Annotated in this window: 20 protein-coding genes; 11 read left to right on the top strand and 9 right to left on the bottom strand. The window is 72.0% G+C overall.

What is annotated here, in order from left to right; translation table 11 throughout:
* Window positions 1-115 precede the first annotated feature (115 nt).
* Both ACGF3C_RS04970 and ACGF3C_RS04965 read left to right on the top strand, forming a co-directional pair.
* Window positions 116-937: an HAD hydrolase family protein gene (locus tag ACGF3C_RS04970; protein ID WP_355004487.1), complete on the top strand. Its 822-nt coding sequence runs from the start codon at window positions 116-118 to the stop codon at window positions 935-937.
* On the top strand, window positions 937-1,749 hold the full coding sequence (locus ACGF3C_RS04965; RefSeq protein ID WP_387351708.1) for an HAD family hydrolase: 813 nt from the start codon (window positions 937-939) through the stop codon (window positions 1,747-1,749). Before ACGF3C_RS04970 ends, ACGF3C_RS04965 begins: the two co-directional genes overlap by 1 nt.
* A 2-nt stretch (window positions 1,750-1,751) precedes the next feature.
* Here the strand turns inward: ACGF3C_RS04965 and ACGF3C_RS04960 are convergent, their stop codons facing one another.
* Window positions 1,752-2,354: a bacterial proteasome activator family protein gene (locus tag ACGF3C_RS04960; RefSeq protein ID WP_355004489.1), complete on the bottom strand. Its 603-nt coding sequence runs from the start codon at window positions 2,352-2,354 to the stop codon at window positions 1,752-1,754.
* 84 nt (window positions 2,355-2,438) lie between these two features.
* Between ACGF3C_RS04960 and ACGF3C_RS04955 the strand changes: the two genes are divergently transcribed.
* Window positions 2,439-3,236 carry an alpha/beta hydrolase family protein gene (locus tag ACGF3C_RS04955; RefSeq protein WP_393218825.1) on the top strand — a complete coding sequence of 266 codons (798 nt, stop codon included), beginning with the start codon at window positions 2,439-2,441 and terminating at the stop codon, window positions 3,234-3,236.
* Between the two features lie 81 nt (window positions 3,237-3,317).
* Window positions 3,318-4,505, top strand: coding sequence for an ABC transporter substrate-binding protein (locus ACGF3C_RS04950; protein ID WP_357222658.1), 1,188 nt, complete (start codon window positions 3,318-3,320; stop codon window positions 4,503-4,505).
* Between the two features lie 67 nt (window positions 4,506-4,572).
* On the opposite strand, the gene ddaH is transcribed toward ACGF3C_RS04950, so the two are convergent.
* Window positions 4,573-5,406 carry a dimethylargininase gene (gene ddaH, locus ACGF3C_RS04945; protein WP_393218822.1) on the bottom strand — a complete coding sequence of 278 codons (834 nt, stop codon included), beginning with the start codon at window positions 5,404-5,406 and terminating at the stop codon, window positions 4,573-4,575.
* Window positions 5,407-5,465: 59 nt separating this feature from the next.
* Between ddaH and ACGF3C_RS04940 the strand changes: the two genes are divergently transcribed.
* Both ACGF3C_RS04940 and ACGF3C_RS04935 read left to right on the top strand, forming a co-directional pair.
* Window positions 5,466-5,930 carry an Lrp/AsnC family transcriptional regulator gene (locus tag ACGF3C_RS04940; RefSeq protein WP_030331732.1) on the top strand — a complete coding sequence of 155 codons (465 nt, stop codon included), beginning with the start codon at window positions 5,466-5,468 and terminating at the stop codon, window positions 5,928-5,930.
* A 72-nt stretch (window positions 5,931-6,002) separates the two neighbouring features.
* Entirely contained in the window at window positions 6,003-6,959 is a 957-nt protein-coding gene (locus tag ACGF3C_RS04935) for a zinc-binding dehydrogenase (RefSeq protein ID WP_393218818.1), read from the top strand.
* A 6-nt stretch (window positions 6,960-6,965) separates the two neighbouring features.
* Here the strand turns inward: ACGF3C_RS04935 and ACGF3C_RS04930 are convergent, their stop codons facing one another.
* The 3 genes from ACGF3C_RS04930 to ACGF3C_RS04920 all read right to left on the bottom strand — a co-directional run bounded on the left by ACGF3C_RS04930 (window position 6,966) and on the right by ACGF3C_RS04920 (window position 9,256).
* Window positions 6,966-8,072, bottom strand: a complete 1,107-nt coding sequence (locus tag ACGF3C_RS04930; protein ID WP_393218815.1) for a hypothetical protein — start codon at window positions 8,070-8,072, stop codon at window positions 6,966-6,968.
* Window positions 8,073-8,153: 81 nt separating this feature from the next.
* On the bottom strand, window positions 8,154-8,420 hold the full coding sequence (locus ACGF3C_RS04925) for a DUF6457 domain-containing protein (RefSeq protein WP_355004496.1): 267 nt from the start codon (window positions 8,418-8,420) through the stop codon (window positions 8,154-8,156).
* Window positions 8,417-9,256: an NTP transferase domain-containing protein gene (locus tag ACGF3C_RS04920; protein ID WP_393218811.1), complete on the bottom strand. Its 840-nt coding sequence runs from the start codon at window positions 9,254-9,256 to the stop codon at window positions 8,417-8,419. The genes ACGF3C_RS04925 and ACGF3C_RS04920 overlap by 4 nt, the downstream gene beginning before the upstream one ends.
* Window positions 9,257-9,524: 268 nt before the next feature.
* Here ACGF3C_RS04920 and fdhD point away from each other — a divergent pair, with 268 nt between their 5' ends.
* Entirely contained in the window at window positions 9,525-10,391 is an 867-nt protein-coding gene (gene fdhD / locus ACGF3C_RS04915; RefSeq protein ID WP_357222666.1) for a formate dehydrogenase accessory sulfurtransferase FdhD, read from the top strand.
* A 13-nt stretch (window positions 10,392-10,404) separates the two neighbouring features.
* On the opposite strand, the gene ACGF3C_RS04910 is transcribed toward fdhD, so the two are convergent.
* The 4 genes from ACGF3C_RS04910 to ACGF3C_RS04895 all read right to left on the bottom strand — a co-directional run bounded on the left by ACGF3C_RS04910 (window position 10,405) and on the right by ACGF3C_RS04895 (window position 12,991).
* A complete protein-coding gene (locus tag ACGF3C_RS04910) occupies window positions 10,405-11,121 on the bottom strand; it encodes a GAP family protein (RefSeq protein ID WP_393218807.1) in 717 nt (238 codons plus the stop codon).
* Between the two features lie 119 nt (window positions 11,122-11,240).
* A complete protein-coding gene (locus tag ACGF3C_RS04905; RefSeq protein WP_393218804.1) occupies window positions 11,241-11,639 on the bottom strand; it encodes a hypothetical protein in 399 nt (132 codons plus the stop codon).
* Window positions 11,636-11,887 carry a hypothetical protein gene (locus tag ACGF3C_RS04900; RefSeq protein ID WP_357235635.1) on the bottom strand — a complete coding sequence of 84 codons (252 nt, stop codon included), beginning with the start codon at window positions 11,885-11,887 and terminating at the stop codon, window positions 11,636-11,638. Before ACGF3C_RS04900 ends, ACGF3C_RS04905 begins: the two co-directional genes overlap by 4 nt.
* Before the next feature lie 60 nt (window positions 11,888-11,947).
* Window positions 11,948-12,991 (bottom strand): DUF4192 domain-containing protein, encoded by a 1,044-nt coding sequence (locus tag ACGF3C_RS04895; protein ID WP_393218800.1) that lies wholly within the window; start codon window positions 12,989-12,991, stop codon window positions 11,948-11,950.
* Window positions 12,992-13,164: 173 nt separating this feature from the next.
* Here ACGF3C_RS04895 and ACGF3C_RS04890 point away from each other — a divergent pair, with 173 nt between their 5' ends.
* Genes ACGF3C_RS04890 through ACGF3C_RS04875 form a run of 4 tightly spaced genes read left to right on the top strand, consistent with a single transcriptional unit; the run spans window position 13,165 to window position 16,606 of the window.
* The gene (locus ACGF3C_RS04890) at window positions 13,165-14,079 is read left to right on the top strand and encodes a fructosamine kinase family protein (RefSeq protein WP_393218797.1); all 915 of its coding nucleotides are present in this window, start codon (window positions 13,165-13,167) and stop codon (window positions 14,077-14,079) included.
* On the top strand, window positions 14,076-15,089 hold the full coding sequence (moaA, locus tag ACGF3C_RS04885) for a GTP 3',8-cyclase MoaA (RefSeq protein WP_355004504.1): 1,014 nt from the start codon (window positions 14,076-14,078) through the stop codon (window positions 15,087-15,089). The genes ACGF3C_RS04890 and moaA overlap by 4 nt, the downstream gene beginning before the upstream one ends.
* A 3-nt stretch (window positions 15,090-15,092) precedes the next feature.
* Window positions 15,093-15,347: a MoaD/ThiS family protein gene (locus ACGF3C_RS04880; RefSeq protein ID WP_393218793.1), complete on the top strand. Its 255-nt coding sequence runs from the start codon at window positions 15,093-15,095 to the stop codon at window positions 15,345-15,347.
* Between the two features lie 14 nt (window positions 15,348-15,361).
* Complete coding sequence (locus ACGF3C_RS04875) at window positions 15,362-16,606, top strand: metallophosphoesterase (protein ID WP_393218789.1); 1,245 nt, start codon at window positions 15,362-15,364, stop codon at window positions 16,604-16,606.
* Window positions 16,607-16,619: the final 13 nt, after the last annotated feature.

Genomic DNA, 16,619 nt, shown 5'->3' with positions numbered 1-16,619 from the left:
CCTGAAAGTCATGGATGCGACCCGTTCCGCGAGGTACGGTTGCTGACCCGCCGTCACTCCGAGACTCGGGTTCCCTGACCCTGGCGGTGCGACGGCGGCGGGCGAAGGAGGAACCATGACCCGCCCGGGACTGCCCAAGTTGATCGCGACCGACCTCGACGGGACGCTGGTCCGCAGCGATGACACCGTCTCCGCGTACACCCATGGGGTGCTCGACCGGGTGCGCGCCGCCGGAATCCCGGTGGTCGGCGCGACCGGACGCGGCCCTCGGTTGACCGAGTTGACCCGCAACGACATCCGCGCCGCCGACTTCCTGGTGATGGCCGGCGGTGGACGGGTGGTCGACCAGAGCGACCCGAGCGGCCCGGTGGTGCTCCGCGACGAGCGGCTGCCCGCCGAGGTTCTGGCTCGGCTCCTCGCCGATCTGGAGGCGGAGGTCGGCCCGCTGACCGTGATGGTCGAGGCGTCCGACGAGCACGACGCCCCGCTGTGGGGCGACTACCACGAAAGCTGGCCGTACCAGGACCGCTTCGAGGCGCGCACCCGCGACGAGTGCCTCGCCTGCGACGTGATCAAGGCGTTTGCCCGGACCGCCGACCATCACGTGGACGAGCTGCTGGCGGTGGCCCGCAGGATCGTCCCGCCGCAGGTCGCCACACTCACCCAGGCCGGGCTCGGCTTCATCGAGATCTGCCCGCCCGGCGTGGACAAGGCGACCGGGTTGACAGTGGTGGCGCAGACCCTCGGGGTCGACCCGGCCGATGTGCTGGTCTTCGGCGACATGCCCAACGACCTGCCGATGTTCGAGTGGGCCGGCTGGTCGCGGGTGGCCGTGGCCAACGCGCACCCCGAGTTGCGTGCCGTCGCCGACGAGGTGACCTTGCGCAACGACGACGACGGGGTGGCGGTGTATCTGGACCGGCTACTGTCCCGGTAATGGGAGACACACCCCGCCTCATCGCCACCGACATCGACGGCACGCTGATCCGCGACGACCACACCGTCAGCCCACGCACCGCCGACCTGCTCGCGCGGATCTCCGCGCAAGGCACGCCGGTCGTTCTGGTCACCGGCCGTCCGGTCCGCTGGCTCAAAATGGTGTACGACCAGCTCGCCCGACCGCTGCCGGCGGTCTGCGCCAACGGTGCCGTGGTCTACGACCCGTTCTCCGACGAGGTGGTGCGGGCTGACCCGCTCGCCCCGCACCACCTGGCCGAGGTGGCCCGGAGGCTACGGGCCGAGGTGCCCGGAATCAGCTTCGCCGTGGAGATCCTGGACAGCCGGGAGATGCGGCACGAGGAGCACTACCCCCTGCGCTGGGACGCCGACGCCAGCGGCATCCGACCGGTCGAGACGCCGGAGGAGTTGCTCTCCGTCCCGGCGGTGAAGCTCCTCGCCCGAGCCGGCGAGCAGGACCCGGATGCCTTCGCCGAGCTGATCGCCACGGCGGTGGCGGGGTTGGCCGAGGCCACGCACTCGTCGTCCTCCGGGCTGGTGGAGATCTCGGCGGCCGGCGTGACCAAGGCGGCGGGGCTGGCCTGGTACTGCGACCAGGTCGGGGTGGCCGCGGCGGACGTGCTGGCCTTCGGCGACATGCCGAACGACGTGCCGATGCTGACCTGGGCCGGGCGTGGTGTGGCGGTGGCCAACGCGCACCGCGCCGTCCTGGCGGTCGCCGACGACGTGACGACGGCGAACACCGAGGACGGCGTGGCGGCGTACCTGGAGAAGATCTTCGGGGTGGACTGAGGTCAGAGGTACTGACCGGTGTTGTGGCCCTCGCCGCCGCCCGGCTGGCCGATGCCCGGCATCCCGGGGACGACCCCACCGGGGCCGCTGGGCAGCGCCTGCCGGCCGCCGCGCATCTGCTCCAGCTGCACCCGGGCGGCCATCTGCTGGGCCACCAGGGCCGCCTGGATGCCGTGGAACAGGCCCTCCAGCCAGCCGACGAGCTGGGCGTGCGCGATCCGCAGCTCGCTCTCGCTGGGGGCCTTGTCCTCGGCGAAGGGCAGCGAGATGCGCTCCAGCTCGTCGCGAAGCTCGGGGGCGAGGCCCTCCTTGAGCTCGACGATCGACCGCTCGTGAATCTCCCGCATCCGGCTGCGGCTGGCGTCGTCGAGAGGTGCGGCCTTCACCTCCTCCAGCAACTGCTTGATCATGCTGCCGATCCGCATCACCTTGGCCGGCTGTTCGACCAGGCGGGTCGGGTCCTCGCCCTGGCCCTCGTCGGTCTGCATCGTGCCGATCGGCCGGCCGTCCGGACCAACCACCACCACTGTGCCGGAGTGGCCGGAGTCGTCGGGGCCGGGCTCGTCGTTCTGTCCAGCGGAGCGCGCTTCGGTCATGGGGTCCATCTTTACCCAGCGGGCGCGACCCATGCCGCCCGGGACCGACTACCGGGGCCGAACCACCCGGGCGGGGCGCGCTACCGTCGCGCCATGCCTGTCGACCCGCGCGCCGTGTTGACCCGGCCCGCCCCCGAGCCCGACCGGACGGTGGCGTACGGGGACCACCCGGATCAGGTGGCCGATCTGCGCCTTCCGGCGGGTACCGGGCCGGCCCGGCCGCTGGTCGTCGTCCTGCACGGCGGCTTCTGGCGGGCCGAGTACGACCGACGGCACACCGGCCCGCTGGCCGCAGCCCTCGCCGCCGACGGCTACCCGGTGGCGCAGCTGGAATACCGCCGCACCGGGCAGCCCGGAGGCGGCTGGCCGGGCACCCTCACCGACGTACTGACCGGGGTGGCCGAGCTGCCGGCGCTGGCGGCCGAGGCGCTGCCCGGCCGGGTGAGCCTGGCCGCGCCGATCCTGGTCGGGCACTCCGCCGGCGGCCACCTGGCGCTGTACGTGGCGGGCACCGCACCGGCGACGGTGGGCGGAGTGCTCGCCCTGGCCCCGGTGGCCGATCTGGGCGAGGCGTACCGGCGGGATCTGGACTCGGGCGCGGTCGCCGCGCTGCTCGGCGGCGGCCCGGCGCACGTCCCGGACCGGTACGCGGCGGCGGATCCACGAATGTTGGTACCGATACGAACACGCACAGTAGTCGTTCATGGCTCTGACGATCATCAGGTTCCAGTGGAGATGAGCCAGGATTTTGTCGCGGAGGCACGTGCCGCGGGTTCCGATATCTCCCTTGTTGAACTGCCCGGATGCGAGCATTTCGGGCTGATCGACCCGGAGGCCGTCGCCTGGCCTCAGGTCCTTGCCGTGTTGCGGTCCCTGCACGATGATCACTAGCCATTGACGCAGCGTCGCGGACCAGGTAGAACGCCGTTGGGGCGGTGTTCGGCCCTGCAACGCTTCCCTGGAAGGAACTCGGTGTCGCAGATGAATCGCAGGCGGGCGCTCCAACTGTTGGCCGCGCTCGGAACCACCGGGTTCGTCGCCGCGTGCGGCTCAGACGGTGACGCCGAGCCGGCCGCCGACCGGGGCCCGATCAAGATCGGTTTGATCACGCCGCAGGCCGGTGGTTTCAAGAGCATCGGCGATGACATCACCAATGGCTTCCAGCTCTTCCTCGACCTGCACGACCAGCGGCTGGGCGGCCATTCGGTGGAGCTGCTGACCGCCGACGAGGGCGACACCGCCAAGACGGGCAAGGCTGCCGTCGAGGGCCTGCTCAAGCAGGGCGTGCTGGCACTCACCGGCGTGGTCAACTCGGCGGTGATGGTCGGCATCCGGGACACCGTGGAGCAGGCCCGGGTCCCGCTGATCGGCTCCAACGCCTCACCGAGCAGCCTGCAGAGCGTCTTCTACATCTGGCGGACCTCGTACGTGCTCGACGAGGCCGGCAAGGCGCTCGGCCGCTACCTGCGCGACCAGCTGCCGGCGAACGGCCGCGTCGCGATCATCATGCCGGAGAACGTCGGCAGCCCGGACGTCGTCCGCGGCTTCCGGGAGGACTTCGGCACGAACGACCCCCGGATCCGCGACGCGGTGACCTACACCAGCGCCACCTCCAACCCCGGCAAGACGACATACGCCTCGGACATCAGCAGGGCGCTGGCCAAGAAGCCCACAGCGGTCTTCTGCTTCTTCGCCGGAGCGGCGGCGGTGGAGTTCATCAAGCAGCTGCGCGAGAAGTTCGCCGGGCCGATCTACGCACCCGGCTTCCTCACCGAGGGCGCGGTGCTGGAGAACCTGAAGGACAACGCGCTGGGCATCCAGACCGCGCTGAACTACTCGGCCGACCTGAACAACACGTCGAACCGGGTCTTCGCCTCGGCGTACCGCAAGAAGTACCAGGTCACCCCCACCACGTACGCGATGGCGTCGTACGACGCGGCGCAGGTGCTCGACCAGGCCATCCAGCTGACCGGTGGGAAGCCCACGCCGCAGCAGGTCAACCTGGCCCTGGGCAAGATCGGCCAGATCGACAGCCCGCGCGGCATCTGGCAGTTCAACCAGCCGCGTACCCCGCAGCAGAAGTGGTACCTGCGCGAGGTGCAGCGCGACGGTCAGGTCATGTCGAACGTGCTGATCAACGAGCTGGCCACGCTGGGCTGAACGCCCACCCGGAGCACGGTTCGGGGCCGGTCTCCCAGTGGGAGGCCGGCCCCGGCACGTTCGCGGGTCAGTGCCGCAGCTCGGCGATGCAGCACTTCACGCTGCCGCCGCCCTTCTTCAGCTCGGCCAGCTCAACCGGGACCGGGGTGTACCCGGCCGCCTTGAGCTTGCCGGCCAGGCGGGTGGCCTCGCTGTTGAGCACCACGTTCGCGCTGTCGCTGACCAGGTTGAGACCGAAGGCCATCGCGTCCTCGTCGTCGGCGATCACCGCGTCCGGGAAGAGCTGGGTGAGCACCCGCTGACTGGCCGCGGAGAACGCGCCCGGGAAGTAGACGACATTCGCGTCGTCGATGGCCGCGAGCGCCACGTCCAGGTGGTAGAAGCGGGGGTCGATCAGGCGCAGCGACACCACCGGACGGCCAAGCGCCTCCTGCGCCTCCGCGTGCGCCGGGATCTCGGTACGGAAGCCGTGCCCGGCCAGGATGAGCCCGCCGTGCGCCTCCGGCACGTACGCGAAGTCGCCCTCACCCTCGTTGGTCTCGCTGGGTGCGATGAACCGCCAGCCCTGCGCGTCGTAGAAGGCGTGGTGGGCGGCGGCCTCGGCGGCCCGCTGCTCGTGCTTGAACCGGGCGCCGTAGACGCTGCCGTCCACCACGAAGCCACCATTGGCGGCGTAGACCATGTCGGGCAGGCCCTGCTCGGCGGTGAGCAGGTGCACCTCGTGGCCGAGGCCGACAAGCGTCTCGCGCAGCCGGTCCCACTGCTTGACGGCCAGGGCCCGGTCGACCGGGGTGGTCACGTCCATCCACGGGTTGATCGCGTACTCGACCGCGAAGTACTCCGGCGAGCACATGAGATATGTCCGCTTTCGCGGGAAACGCTGCTGGTTCACGGTCACCAAGAGTAGGTACCGTAGAACTTTGAAAACAGCCACAAGCGTTGCTTCCCAGAGGCGGAACGTTGCAGATAGACGCGGTAGACCAGCGGATCATTGCGTTACTCGTCGCGGACGCCCGTGCGTCCTACGCCGACATCGGTGCCCGGGTGTCACTCTCCGCCCCGGCGGTCAAACGTCGCGTCGACCGACTGCGCGCCACCGGCGTGATCAGGGGATTCACGGCCGTCGTTGATCCGGCCGCCGTCGGCTGGACCACGGAGGCCTTCGTCGAGCTGTTCTGCGCCGGCCGGACCACCCCGGCGCAGATCGGCGTAGCCGCCCGCCGGCACCCCGAGGTGGTCGGCGCGTACACCGTCTCCGGGGAGGCGGACGCGCTCGTGCACCTGCGCGCCGCCGACATCGCCCACCTGGAGGCGGCACTGGAGCGGCTGCGTGCCGAGTCCTTCGTGACCTCCACCCGCAGCACCATCGTGCTCTCCCGGCTGGTCGAATCGCCCGGCGTCGGCCCGTCCGCCGGCACCTCTTGACCTCAACCCAGGTTGAGGAGATGGACTGGCCCCGAGTGGGCGAGGCAGCCCATCGGGGCCGAGGGGGCTGTCATGCGGGCGATCTGGTTACGTGAGTTCGGCGGGCCCGAGGTGCTGGTGCCCGGCCCCGCGCCGGACCCGGTCCCCGGTCCCGGCCAGGTGCTGATCGACGTCGCACACGCGAACATCACCTTCGTCGAGACCCAACTGCGCGCCGGTCACCCCGGCCCGTTCCGCATCACCCCACCGCTGATCCCCGGCAACGGCGTCGGCGGGGTGATCACCGCCGTCGGGCCGGACGTCGACCCGGCGCTGAGCGGGCAGCGGGTGGTCAGCGCCACCGGAGGTTCCGGCGGTTACGCCGAACGCGCGGCAGTGGACGCGTCGGCGACGATCGCGGTGCCGACCGGGTTGGCTCTGGACGAGGCGGTGGCACTGCTGGCCGACGGGCGGACCGCCACCATGCTGATCGAGGCGGTCGGCGTCCACCCCGGTGACCGGGTGCTGGTGGAGGCCGCTGCCGGCGGCGTCGGCAGCCTGTTGGTGCAACTCGCGGTCCGCGCCGGGGCACGGGTGATCGGCGTGGCCGGTGGGCGACGCAAGGTGGACCTGCTACCCGGCCTGGGCACCGAGCTGGCCGTCGACTACCTGCTGCCCGAGTGGGCCGAGCAGGTCCGCGCCGCGGTGGGCGGGGTCGACGTGGTGCTCGACGGGGTCGGTGGCTCGGTGGCCCGGGCCGCCTTCGACCTGCTCCCGCCGGGCGGCCGGATGGTCAGCTTCGGGCTGGCGAGCGGGGAGTGGTCCCCGGTGTCGACGGAGGCCGCCACGGCACGGCAGGTCACCATGATCCGCCCGGACGTGCCACCGGCCCGGCTGCGGGCGTACACCGAACAGGCCCTGGCGGACGCGGCGGCCGGCCACCTGCGACCGCTCATCGGCCAACGCTTCCCACTGGAACGCGCCGCCGACGCGCACGCCGCCATCGAGGCGCGCGCGACGGTCGGCAAGACCCTGCTGGACGTGGCCTGATCGAACTCAGAGGTACATGCCGGTGCGGTGCTCCGACTCGTCGCGTCGGACCGGCTTGTCACCCTCACCGAAGAACCGCTTGCCACCGAACTCGCCGTGCAGACGGTCGTCCAACTCGTCGGCGAGACCGGTCATCACCTGCACGGCCAGCATCAGATGGGTCGCCTGGAAGTTGCGGCCGAATACCGGGATGGACGCCCACACCGTGTCGTCAGCGCAGTAGAGGCGGCCGATCGGCATCCGGTTCGTCAGTTCGGAGAGCTTGACGTAGAGCCGCTCGGTCGGCTCCACCTCGGTGAGCACCGGGGAGAAGACGTCCACCAGGGGCGGGTTGTCCCGCACGCGCACGAAGACCATCGCCGAGCCGGCGCGGATGGTGATGTCGCCGTCCGAGTCGATCTGCAACCGGTCGGTGTCCGACTTCAACATGGTGGAGACCACGGTTCGGACCCGATCGGCCAGGTCGAGCACGTCGTCCTGCTCGACCTGCGAGGCGGCCGCCTCGGCCAACGCCTCCTCCAGGTCCGCCTCGACGTCGGCGTCCGGACCGAACTCGCTGCGGGCGGTGCCCAGCGGTTCCACTGCCAACGGCTCGCCCTCGGCGTCGTGCACCAGATAGACGAGGAAGGCCGGGTGCGGAGCACCGTAGACGTCCCGCAGCGTGCGGGAGAGCAGGGTGGCGACCTGGGTCGACTCGGCCGTCGTGGCGTTCAGCCCGAAAGAACCGCCAGAGCCGGCGACCACCCCGGGCGGGGACCAACCGAGCGCGACCATGTCCGCCACCGCGCCCCGGTCCAGTCGGTAACCCGCCGGCAGAGCGGCGTTGCCGACCGCACGGGCGGACAACACCCGGTCCGCGTCCACGTCGACGCTGATCGAATAGACAGCGTCCCCGGTGCCGGAGGCGGTGGGGTCCAGGGTCAGGTCGAGGTGTGCGCCGACGGGAAGTTCCCGCAGGCGTACGGCGAGCGCGCGGGCGAACTCCCGCCACGCCTCGGTCACCTTCGCCCGCAGGTCGGTGGTGCTGGGCTCGTCGAGCAAGATCGATTCCGCCGGCTCAGTCGAAGCGCCGGGCAGCTCACCGTGCGGCGCCGAGGGGTGGTCAGCCGTCATGATCGCCTCCGTCCGTCACGATCACCCTACCCACGCCGCCCGTGGGTCGGATCAGCCCGGACCGGGATCGGACAGCGGCGGTCAGGGGGCCGTCGGGTCCGTGGGGTCGGCGCCCAGCTCGACCGGCCAGGCGCCCGCCAGCGCGCTGAGCCGGGCCGCGGCGTCCGCCGGGTCCGCGCCCCGGCCAACCGCCAACCCGAAGAGGTACGCGGTGACCGGCGCACCCGGACGCAGCACCTGGTGGGCGACGTCCCGGGCCAGATCCAGCACCGCCGGCACCGGCACCGCGGTCGGGTCCAGATCCAACTCGGCACACACCGCCGTGACCCAGTCGTCCATCACCGTCATCGCGCCCACTCCTCCGCCCGGCGTACGTCCTCGTCAGTGTCGCAGTCGAACCACGGCGGCGGGCCCTCGCCGGACCAGGCCACCTCCGACACGACGAGCCCCGCCAGCAACGCTCGGACCGGGGCCCCGGACAAGCTGCCGCCCCGCTCGACCGCCAACCGGTCCACCGCTGCCCGCAGCGCGGTCACCCGCCAGACGCCGCAGAGCGACTGCCGCCGCCCGTCCCCGTCCACGAAGCACGCCCCGTCGGGTCGCCGCTCACCGCCAGCGAGGCCGTCACGGGCCGGCGGTTCAGCGAGGCCGTCACGGGCCGACGGTGCGGCGAGGTCGTCGCGGGCCGACGGTTCAGCGAGGCCGTCACGGGCCGACGGTGCGGCGAGGCCGTCGCGGGCCGGCGGTTCAGCGAGGCCGTCACGGATCAACGGTGCGGCGAGGTCGCCACGGACCGGCGGTGCCGGATCGGTGCGGCCGCCCGCCGAACCGGTGTCGGGGGTCGTCCGATCGAGGTGGTGCAGGAGATCGCCGATCGCGGCCCGGGTGAGCAGCGGCAGGTCGGCGGCGAGCAGCGCGACCAAGGTGACGTCGGTGTCCAGCAGCGCCAACCCGGCCGCCGCCGCGGCGACCGGGCCCCCGCCGGGCGGGTCCTCCCGGACGACCCGGACGCCCGCCGGCACGGCGTCGGCCGCACCGACAAGCACCCGCGGCGTCGCGTCGGCGACTGCGGCCAGCACCCGGTCGCGCATCGGCCGGCCGCCGACCGGAAGCGCGGGTTTGTCGAGCCCGCCCATCCGTCGGGCGGCCCCACCCGCGAGCACCACGGCGGCGTACGTCCCCACCCGGCCACCGTAGCCGGGACCGGTCCCACCCCGATGTCGGGCGGCTGCGCAAACCCAGCGCGGCGAACGAACAGCATGATCCACTCGGATTCGCCGAAATCGCGGTGTCCCGGTGCCGGGGACACCCCGACTTCAAGGAACACGAGTGGATCACGCCCTGTGCGCCGCCGGCAGACCGGATCGGAGGGGCATCGGTCGGACGGCGCCGCCGGGTGCCCGATGGCCGGTGGTCGTGCGGGTGTGCCGGCGGGGGGTGGAGGATGGCGGGATGGGACGGGCAACTGATCGACGGGGCGTACTCCGGATCGACCTGGACGCGGCGACCGCCGGACGCGGGTCGATCCGCCGACCGGACACGCTCGCCGTGGAGGAGCCGCTGGAGATCCGGGTCGGCGCGGCAGGCCCCGGCCGACGCCGGCCGCTCGCCGTCACCATGCGTACTCCCGGCGACGATCTGGACCTGGCCATCGGGTTCCTGCTGACGGAGGGGCTGATCCGGTCGACCGACGACGTGTTGACCGCGCAACTCTGCGCCGGCGCGGAGACGCCGAACACGTACAACGTGGTGGACGTGGTGCTCGCCCCCGGCGTACCGGAACCGACCACCGACCCGTCCCGGAACTTCTACACGACCAGCTCCTGCGGTGTCTGCGGCAAGGCCAGCATCGACGCGGTACGCACCCGGTCGCTCTTCCCGGTCGCGGAGGACCCGCTCAGCGTCCCGGCCACGCTGCTCGCCGAGCTGCCCGACCGGTTGCGCGCCGCCCAGCGCGGTTTCGATCGGACCGGCGGGCTGCACGCGGCGGGGTTGTTCACCCCCGACGGTGAGCTGGTGGTGCTACGGGAGGACGTGGGCCGGCACAACGCCGTGGACAAGGTGATCGGCTGGGCCGTGCGGGAACGCCGGCTGCCGCTCGCCGGGCACCTGCTGCTGGTCTCCGGGCGGGCCAGCTTCGAGCTGACCCAGAAGGCGTGGATGGCGGGGTTGCCGCTGCTGGCAGCGGTGTCCGCCCCGAGCACCCTCGCCGCGGAACTGGCCGACGAGGCGGGGATGACACTTGTCGGCTTCCTGCGCGGGCGGACCATGAACGTCTACACCGGGCCGCACCGGATCACCGTGGAGCAGCCAGCCTGAGCCGAGCGTCCCGTCAGCGACCGATCCGGTCGATCAGGTCGAACAGGGCCAGCCGTGCGGCGGCGTCACGGGCGATCAGGAAACCGGCGATGCCGAGGATCCAGCCCAACGCGCTGCCCGCCTTCGTGACGATCCAGGTGTTCAGGCGGGCCAGCACCGGCTCGACCAGTCGCGGGCGGACCACTCTGGCACCCAGCAGCAGCACCGCCGGCAGCACCATGACCAGGCAGTACCCGGCGAGCAGCGCCACCACGCCCGCCGCTCCCACCTTCGAGGTGGCCAACAGACCCACCGCACCGAGGTACGGAAGCATGGTCGCCACCTCGGCCAGCGCCGCGAGCAGCGCGAGCCCGACCAACCAGCGGGCCGAGGAATCTCCGGCGGTGGCCCGGTCCCGCCAGCGCAGGACGCCACCGGTACGGGGACGCCGCTTGCCGTCGTAGCGGAAGCTGAGCGCCAGCATTCCCACGCCCAGCACGAGTTGTGCCCAGAGGACGCCCCGGTTGTCCAGGGCGCCGCCCAGCGCGTCGCCCAGGCTGCTGCCTCCCCAGACCAGCAGCAGCCCAACCGCGAGGTAGAACACCGCGATGGTGGCGAGGTAGCCCAGGATCCGCCGGACGTTGACCGGCCCGGGGGCGAGCAGCAACCAGACCGGGATGAAGAGGGTGCCGATGCTGGTGCTGTCGATCAACGCCAGCCCGGCCAGCGACAGCAGCAACTCGGGGGTCATGTCGTACCAATGCGGAGAACGGCCACGAGATCATTCTCCGGCGGCGGCGAGCCTGCCGCGTCGGCCGTGAACAGGAGCAACGCGTACATCCTTCGACGGAGGCGTCGCCGGAAGACCCGTCACGCCAGGTCGAGGATGCTCCAGTTGGTAGGGAGCACTGTCGCCGCCACCTTGGGTCGCACTGTCGCGTAGTGCGCCTCGTGGGTGAGTGCCGCGCGGGCGGCATGGCCGAACGAGATGTCGCCGTCCACGGCGCGGGCCAGCCTGCCGGTGTCCTGCACGTCCTCGACGTCGAGCGGCAGCAGACGGATCATCGGGGCAGTCATCATCAGGGCCAGTAGCGCGGCATCGATCTCGTCGGCCACGCTCGCGAAGGCGACAGCCAGGCACGTCGCTGGGACGGCGACCTGCCGACCCTCGTCGGCGACCTCCAGCATCAACTCCCCCACCGAGACGTTGCCCTCGATGTAGGCAGTCAGCGCCGACGCGTCGAACACGGCGGCGATCTGATCGCTCATCCGGCTCGGCCCAACATCCGGCGTCCCTCAGCCAGGGCGTCCGCCGGAATGGGTGTCGCCAGGCGCTCCCGCCATCGCGCCCTACCCGCCTCGGTCACCTCGATGCCGGCGCGCCGCAGCACCTCGTCGAGGTGTACGCGGGCCATCTGCACCCGTACCGCTGCGGTGATGGCCGCCGAGACGTTGGGCTGCTGGTCGAGCCAGTCCGCGACGTCGTCGGGGAGGCTCACGGAGCGCTTCACTGTCACGTCCGCCAGCCTATCAATTCTGGTAGCACCTGCGGTATTACCGCGCGGTGATCGCGTCCTTCAACGGCGGCCACGACGGCTCCGCCTGCGGGGGCGGATGACGCCGGGCATCCCGACCGACGGCCAGCCGTCCAGCTCGGCCGGGGGAACGCCCCGTCGGAGCAGATCGTCCAGCAGCAGCGCGAGCGAGTAGTCGGGGTGCAGGCTCAGCGTGCGTTCGAGCGCGACCGCCGCCAGCGCGCCCTGCCCGGCACGCCAGGCGGCGAACGCCAGCAGCGCACCCGGCGCGGCGGCCACCTCCGGCTCGGCGCGGCGCAGCACGTCGGTCCAGAGGGCGATGTCCCGGTCCCGGCCGTCGGTGCGTTCCCACGCGTGATCGCGGACCGGCAGGTGAGTCATCAGCAGGCTCAACCAGGCCACCTCGTCGTCGTCGAGCCGTTCACCACGCCGCTGCCGACGCTGGGCCTCGCGGACCGCCGCCACCCCGGCGGCGCGCAGCGCCCGCGCCCCGAGCAGGTCGCTCTCGGGTGCCTGCTCGACCAGCTCGGCCAGTCTCAGCTCGGCGCGGGCGGTGGCCGCGCGGGCCGCCTCCCGGGCCGGCCCGTCCACCGGTGCCACCTGCGCCACCAGGGCGGCCCGGTCGGGGAGCGCGACCTGACCGGCGAAGACCGCCGAGGCGGTCACCCGGTTGGCGTTCGGGTCGTAGCGGCGACCCTCGGGCGGGCAGCACTCGGGCTCGGTGCAGAGATAGGACCACCAGCGGCCGTCGGTCACCCGCAGCGCGTCGAGCACGTGCAGCCCGAAATCGTTCAACGCGTCGCGCAGCGCGTCCACTGCCGGGGTGACCTGCTCCGGTTGCCCGTAACCCACGACCGTGGCGGCCTCCGCGCCCTGCCGGCGGAGCACACCAGCCAGGTGCCCGGCCAGTCCGCCCAGCTCGGTCGGGTCGGGCAGGTCCGCGCGGGCGGCGAAGACGATCTGTCGGCCGACCAGCGCCACGGCGACGACGCTGTCGGTGGGGTGGAAGCCGAGCAGGTACGGCACAGCGGCGATCAGGTCGGCGGGTGAGCGGACGGCGAGCTGAGGGCGTTCGGTCGAGGTCATGTCGGAAGCCTGCGGCGGGCGTGCCGGGCCCTGCCACCCCTGTGGACGACACGCGGCTTATCCACAGTTACTGAACGTGTTTTCCCTGCTCACGCGCCACCTAAGGGTGCGGAAAGAGCGCCGATGTCGTCGGGCGACACCTGGCTGTCGTAAGGAGCGGTTACCGTGCGCTGATGGACCTGGCGTACCTGCGCGCGCATCCGGCACACCTCCCGACCTTCCGGACCCATCAGCGGCTCCGGGAGACGCCGGTCTCCGGTGGAAACATCTGCGCAGCCGCCCGGCTCACCCTCGACGACGGCCACTCCGTCTTCGCCAAGTCCTGGCCGGAGGGCGCCGACCGACCGGCGCCGGAGGGCTTCTTCGCCGCCGAGGCCGCCGGCCTGCGCTGGCTGCGGGAGGCGGGCACTGTCGGCGTACCCGAGGTGATCGTGGTGTTGCCGGAACTGCTGGCGCTCGACTGGGTGGAGCCCGGCGAACCGACGCCGGAGGCAGCCGAGCGCTTCGGCCGGGAGCTGGCCGGGCTGCACCGGGCGGGCGCAACCGCCTTCGGTGCCACCTGGCCCGGCTTCATCGGCTCGCTCCCACAGGACAACACCCTCACCGGCGGGCGCTGGTCGACCTGGTTCGCCGAGCGACGCCTCGCCCCCTACCTGCGACGCTCGGTCGACGCTGGCGCGCTGACCAGCGCCGATGCCGCTCTGGTCGAGCAGGTGATCGGTCGTCTCGACGGGCTCGGCGGCGACGAGCCGCCCGCGCGCATCCACGGCGACCTGTGGCCGGGCAACCTGCTGTGGGGGCTCGACGACCGGGCCTGGCTCATCGACCCGGCGGCGCACGGTGGGCACCGGGAGACGGATCTCGCCCAGCTCGCCCTCTTCGGCGGCATTCCCCACCTGGATCGGGTGGTGGCCGCCTACCAGGAGAGTTGGCCACTACCGGACGGTTGGCGTGACCGCGTGCCAGTGCATCAGCTGCATCTGCTGCTCGTGCACACAGCACTCTTCGGCGTCAGCTTCCGAGATCTGGTCGTCCAGACCGCCCGTGGCGTCCTGAGCCGGGCCGAGCGCGCTACGGTCGACAGGTGAGCGTCGCCCCGGGGATCGACGGCGTCCTCGTCGACCGGTACGACCGTGTCGCCCGGGACCTGCGCGTGTCCCTCACCGACAAGTGCAACCTGCGCTGCACCTACTGCATGCCGGCGGAAGGGCTCCCCTGGCTGGCCGGCCCCGAGTTGCTGACCGACGAGGAGATCGTCCGGCTGGTCCGGGTTGCTGTCGAACTGCTCGGCGTGACCGAGGTGCGGTTCACCGGCGGTGAACCGCTGATCCGAGCCGGGCTGGTCGACATCGTGACGGCGGTCGCCGCCCTCGAACCCCGCCCCCGGGTCTCGCTGACCACCAACGGCATCGGCCTGGACCGACTGGCCCCGGCGTTGCGGGCGGCCGGCCTGGACCGGGTGAACGTCTCACTGGACACCCTGGACCCGGACCGGTTCACCAAGCTCACCCGGCGCCCCCGCCTCGACGCGGTGCTGGCCGGGCTCGCCGGGGCGGCGACCGTCGGGCTCAGCCCCGTGAAGATCAATTCAGTGCTGATGCGTGGTGTGAACGAGGACGAGGCGCCGGCGCTGCTCCGCTTCGCCCTCGAACACGACTACCAGCTGCGGATCATCGAGCAGATGCCGTTGGACGCCCAGCACGGTTGGGCCCGCGACACCATGGTCACCGCCGAGGAGATCCTGGCGTCACTGCGTACCGTTTTCGATCTGAGCCCCGACCCGACCGAGCGCGGCGCGGCACCGGCGGAAACCTGGCTGGTCGACGGAGGCCCCGCCCGGGTCGGCGTGATCGCCAGCGTCACCCGCCCCTTCTGCGGGGACTGCGACCGCACCCGGTTGACCGCCGACGGCCAGGTCCGCGCCTGCCTCTTCGCCACTGAAGAGTCGGATCTGCGCGCCGCGTTGCGCACCGGTGCCGACGACGACGAGTTGGCCCGGCGATGGCGTACCGCGATGTGGGGCAAGCGTGCCGGGCACGGCATCGACGATCCCACCTTCCTCCAGCCCACCCGTCCGATGTCAGCGATCGGGGGCTGAGACGTGGAGTCGACGACGCTTACCATCCGCTACTTCGCGGGTGCCCGCGCCGCCGCCGGCCGCGCCGAGGAGGCCATCCCCGCCGGGCGGTCACTGGACGACCTCACGGCGGAGCTGACCCAGCGCCACGGCGACCGGCTCGCCGGGGTGCTGCAGGTGGCGAGTTTCCTCGTGAACGGCGTCAGCTGTCATGATCGTCAGACCCCCCTACCGGCCGGGGCCACGATCGATGTCCTGCCCCCGTTCGCGGGCGGCTGAGGGAGGCTTCACACATGATGGCGGTTCTGGGGTTCGTGGCTGTCCTGGCGCTGGTCACCGGCCTCATCCACCTCTACCTGTGGAAGCGGCTCGTTCGGGACACCACCGCGCCGGGCCGCTGGCGACGGGTCGGCGGGATCGCCGCACTGGTGCTGGCACTGCTCGTGCCGGTCACGATGGCCGGCACGCAGGCCGGGCTCTACTGGCTCGCCTGGCCCGGCTACCTGTGGCTCGCGCTGATGTTCTACCTGCTGATCGTCCTGATCGTGCTGGAAGTCCCGATGCTCGTCGCCCGACTGGTGCTGCGCCGCCGGGTGGTCGCCGCGGAGCCCGCCACCGCCGCGCCCGAGCCGGTGCTCGTCGGGGCCGCCGGGCCGACCGACCCGCCGGCCGCCGACGCCGTCGCCGCACCGGACCACGACCCGTCCCGTCGGTTGGTGCTCGCCCGTGGGGCCGCCATCTTCGCCGGTCTCACCGCCACAGGCATCGTGGGGTACGGCGTTCGCACGGCACTCGGTCCACCCCAGCTCGACCGGGTACGCATCCCGCTCGCCAAACTCCCCCGCAGCATGGACGGCCTGCGCATCGCCACCGTCTCCGACATCCACCTCGGTCCGCTGCGCGGCCGGGCGCACACCGAGCGGATCGTCGCCGCGATCAACCGGCTCGACGCGGACCTGGTAGCGGTGGTCGGCGACCTGGTCGACGGAACCGTCGCTGAACTCGGCGCGGCCGCCGAGCCCCTGCGTGACCTGCGCTCCCGGTACGGCAACTTCTTCGTCACCGGCAACCACGAGTACTACTCCGGGGTGGAGGAGTGGGTCCAGGAGGTCGACCGGCTCGGCCTACGGGTCCTCCAGAACCAGCGGCAGGAGATCCAGGCTCGGGGTGGTGTGCTCGACCTGGCCGGCGTGAACGACCTCACCGGGGCCGGCACCGGCCTCGCCGCCGGCCCGGACTTCGCCGCCGCCCTCGGCGACCGCGACCCGAGCCGTCCCGTGGTCCTGCTCGCGCACCAGCCGCTGGCGGCGAAGGAGGCCGCCCGGTACGGCGTCGACCTGCAACTGTCCGGGCACACCCACGGTGGGCAGATGGTGCCGTTCAACCTGGCCGTCAGGCTTGAGCAGCCGGTGGTCAGCGGCCTCGGCGAAGTCGACGGCACGAAGGTCTACGTGACCAACGGCGCCGGTTTCTGGGGGCCACCGGTCCGGGTCGGGGCCGAGCCGCAGATCAGTCTGGTCGAGCTGCGCTCGGCATAGCGGAGGTCACGTC

It is taken from the genome of Micromonospora sp. NPDC047762 (assembly GCF_043204655.1).
GTDB lineage: Bacteria > Actinomycetota > Actinomycetes > Mycobacteriales > Micromonosporaceae > Micromonospora.
The sequence above is the reverse complement of the archived record's forward strand: the minus strand, read 5'-3'. Positions and strand labels throughout refer to the sequence as shown.

Excerpts from the sequence above, each read along its gene's own strand:
- ACGF3C_RS04970 (WP_355004487.1), top strand. The coding sequence starts at position 116 with ATGACCCGCCCGGGACTGCCCAAGTTGATCGCGACCGACCTCGACGGG.
- ACGF3C_RS04965 (WP_387351708.1), top strand. The coding sequence starts at position 937 with ATGGGAGACACACCCCGCCTCATCGCCACCGACATCGACGGCACGCTG.
- ACGF3C_RS04960 (WP_355004489.1), bottom strand. The coding sequence starts at position 2,354 with ATGGACCCCATGACCGAAGCGCGCTCCGCTGGACAGAACGACGAGCCC.
- ACGF3C_RS04955 (WP_393218825.1), top strand. The coding sequence starts at position 2,439 with ATGCCTGTCGACCCGCGCGCCGTGTTGACCCGGCCCGCCCCCGAGCCC.
- ACGF3C_RS04935 (WP_393218818.1), top strand. The coding sequence starts at position 6,003 with ATGCGGGCGATCTGGTTACGTGAGTTCGGCGGGCCCGAGGTGCTGGTG.
- ACGF3C_RS04930 (WP_393218815.1), bottom strand. The coding sequence starts at position 8,072 with ATGACGGCTGACCACCCCTCGGCGCCGCACGGTGAGCTGCCCGGCGCT.
- ACGF3C_RS04925 (WP_355004496.1), bottom strand. The coding sequence starts at position 8,420 with ATGACGGTGATGGACGACTGGGTCACGGCGGTGTGTGCCGAGTTGGAT.
- fdhD (WP_357222666.1), top strand. The coding sequence starts at position 9,525 with ATGGGACGGGCAACTGATCGACGGGGCGTACTCCGGATCGACCTGGAC.
- ACGF3C_RS04910 (WP_393218807.1), bottom strand. The coding sequence starts at position 11,121 with ATGACCCCCGAGTTGCTGCTGTCGCTGGCCGGGCTGGCGTTGATCGAC.
- ACGF3C_RS04905 (WP_393218804.1), bottom strand. The coding sequence starts at position 11,639 with ATGAGCGATCAGATCGCCGCCGTGTTCGACGCGTCGGCGCTGACTGCC.
- ACGF3C_RS04895 (WP_393218800.1), bottom strand. The coding sequence starts at position 12,991 with ATGACCTCGACCGAACGCCCTCAGCTCGCCGTCCGCTCACCCGCCGAC.
- ACGF3C_RS04890 (WP_393218797.1), top strand. The coding sequence starts at position 13,165 with ATGGACCTGGCGTACCTGCGCGCGCATCCGGCACACCTCCCGACCTTC.
- ACGF3C_RS04875 (WP_393218789.1), top strand. The coding sequence starts at position 15,362 with ATGATGGCGGTTCTGGGGTTCGTGGCTGTCCTGGCGCTGGTCACCGGC.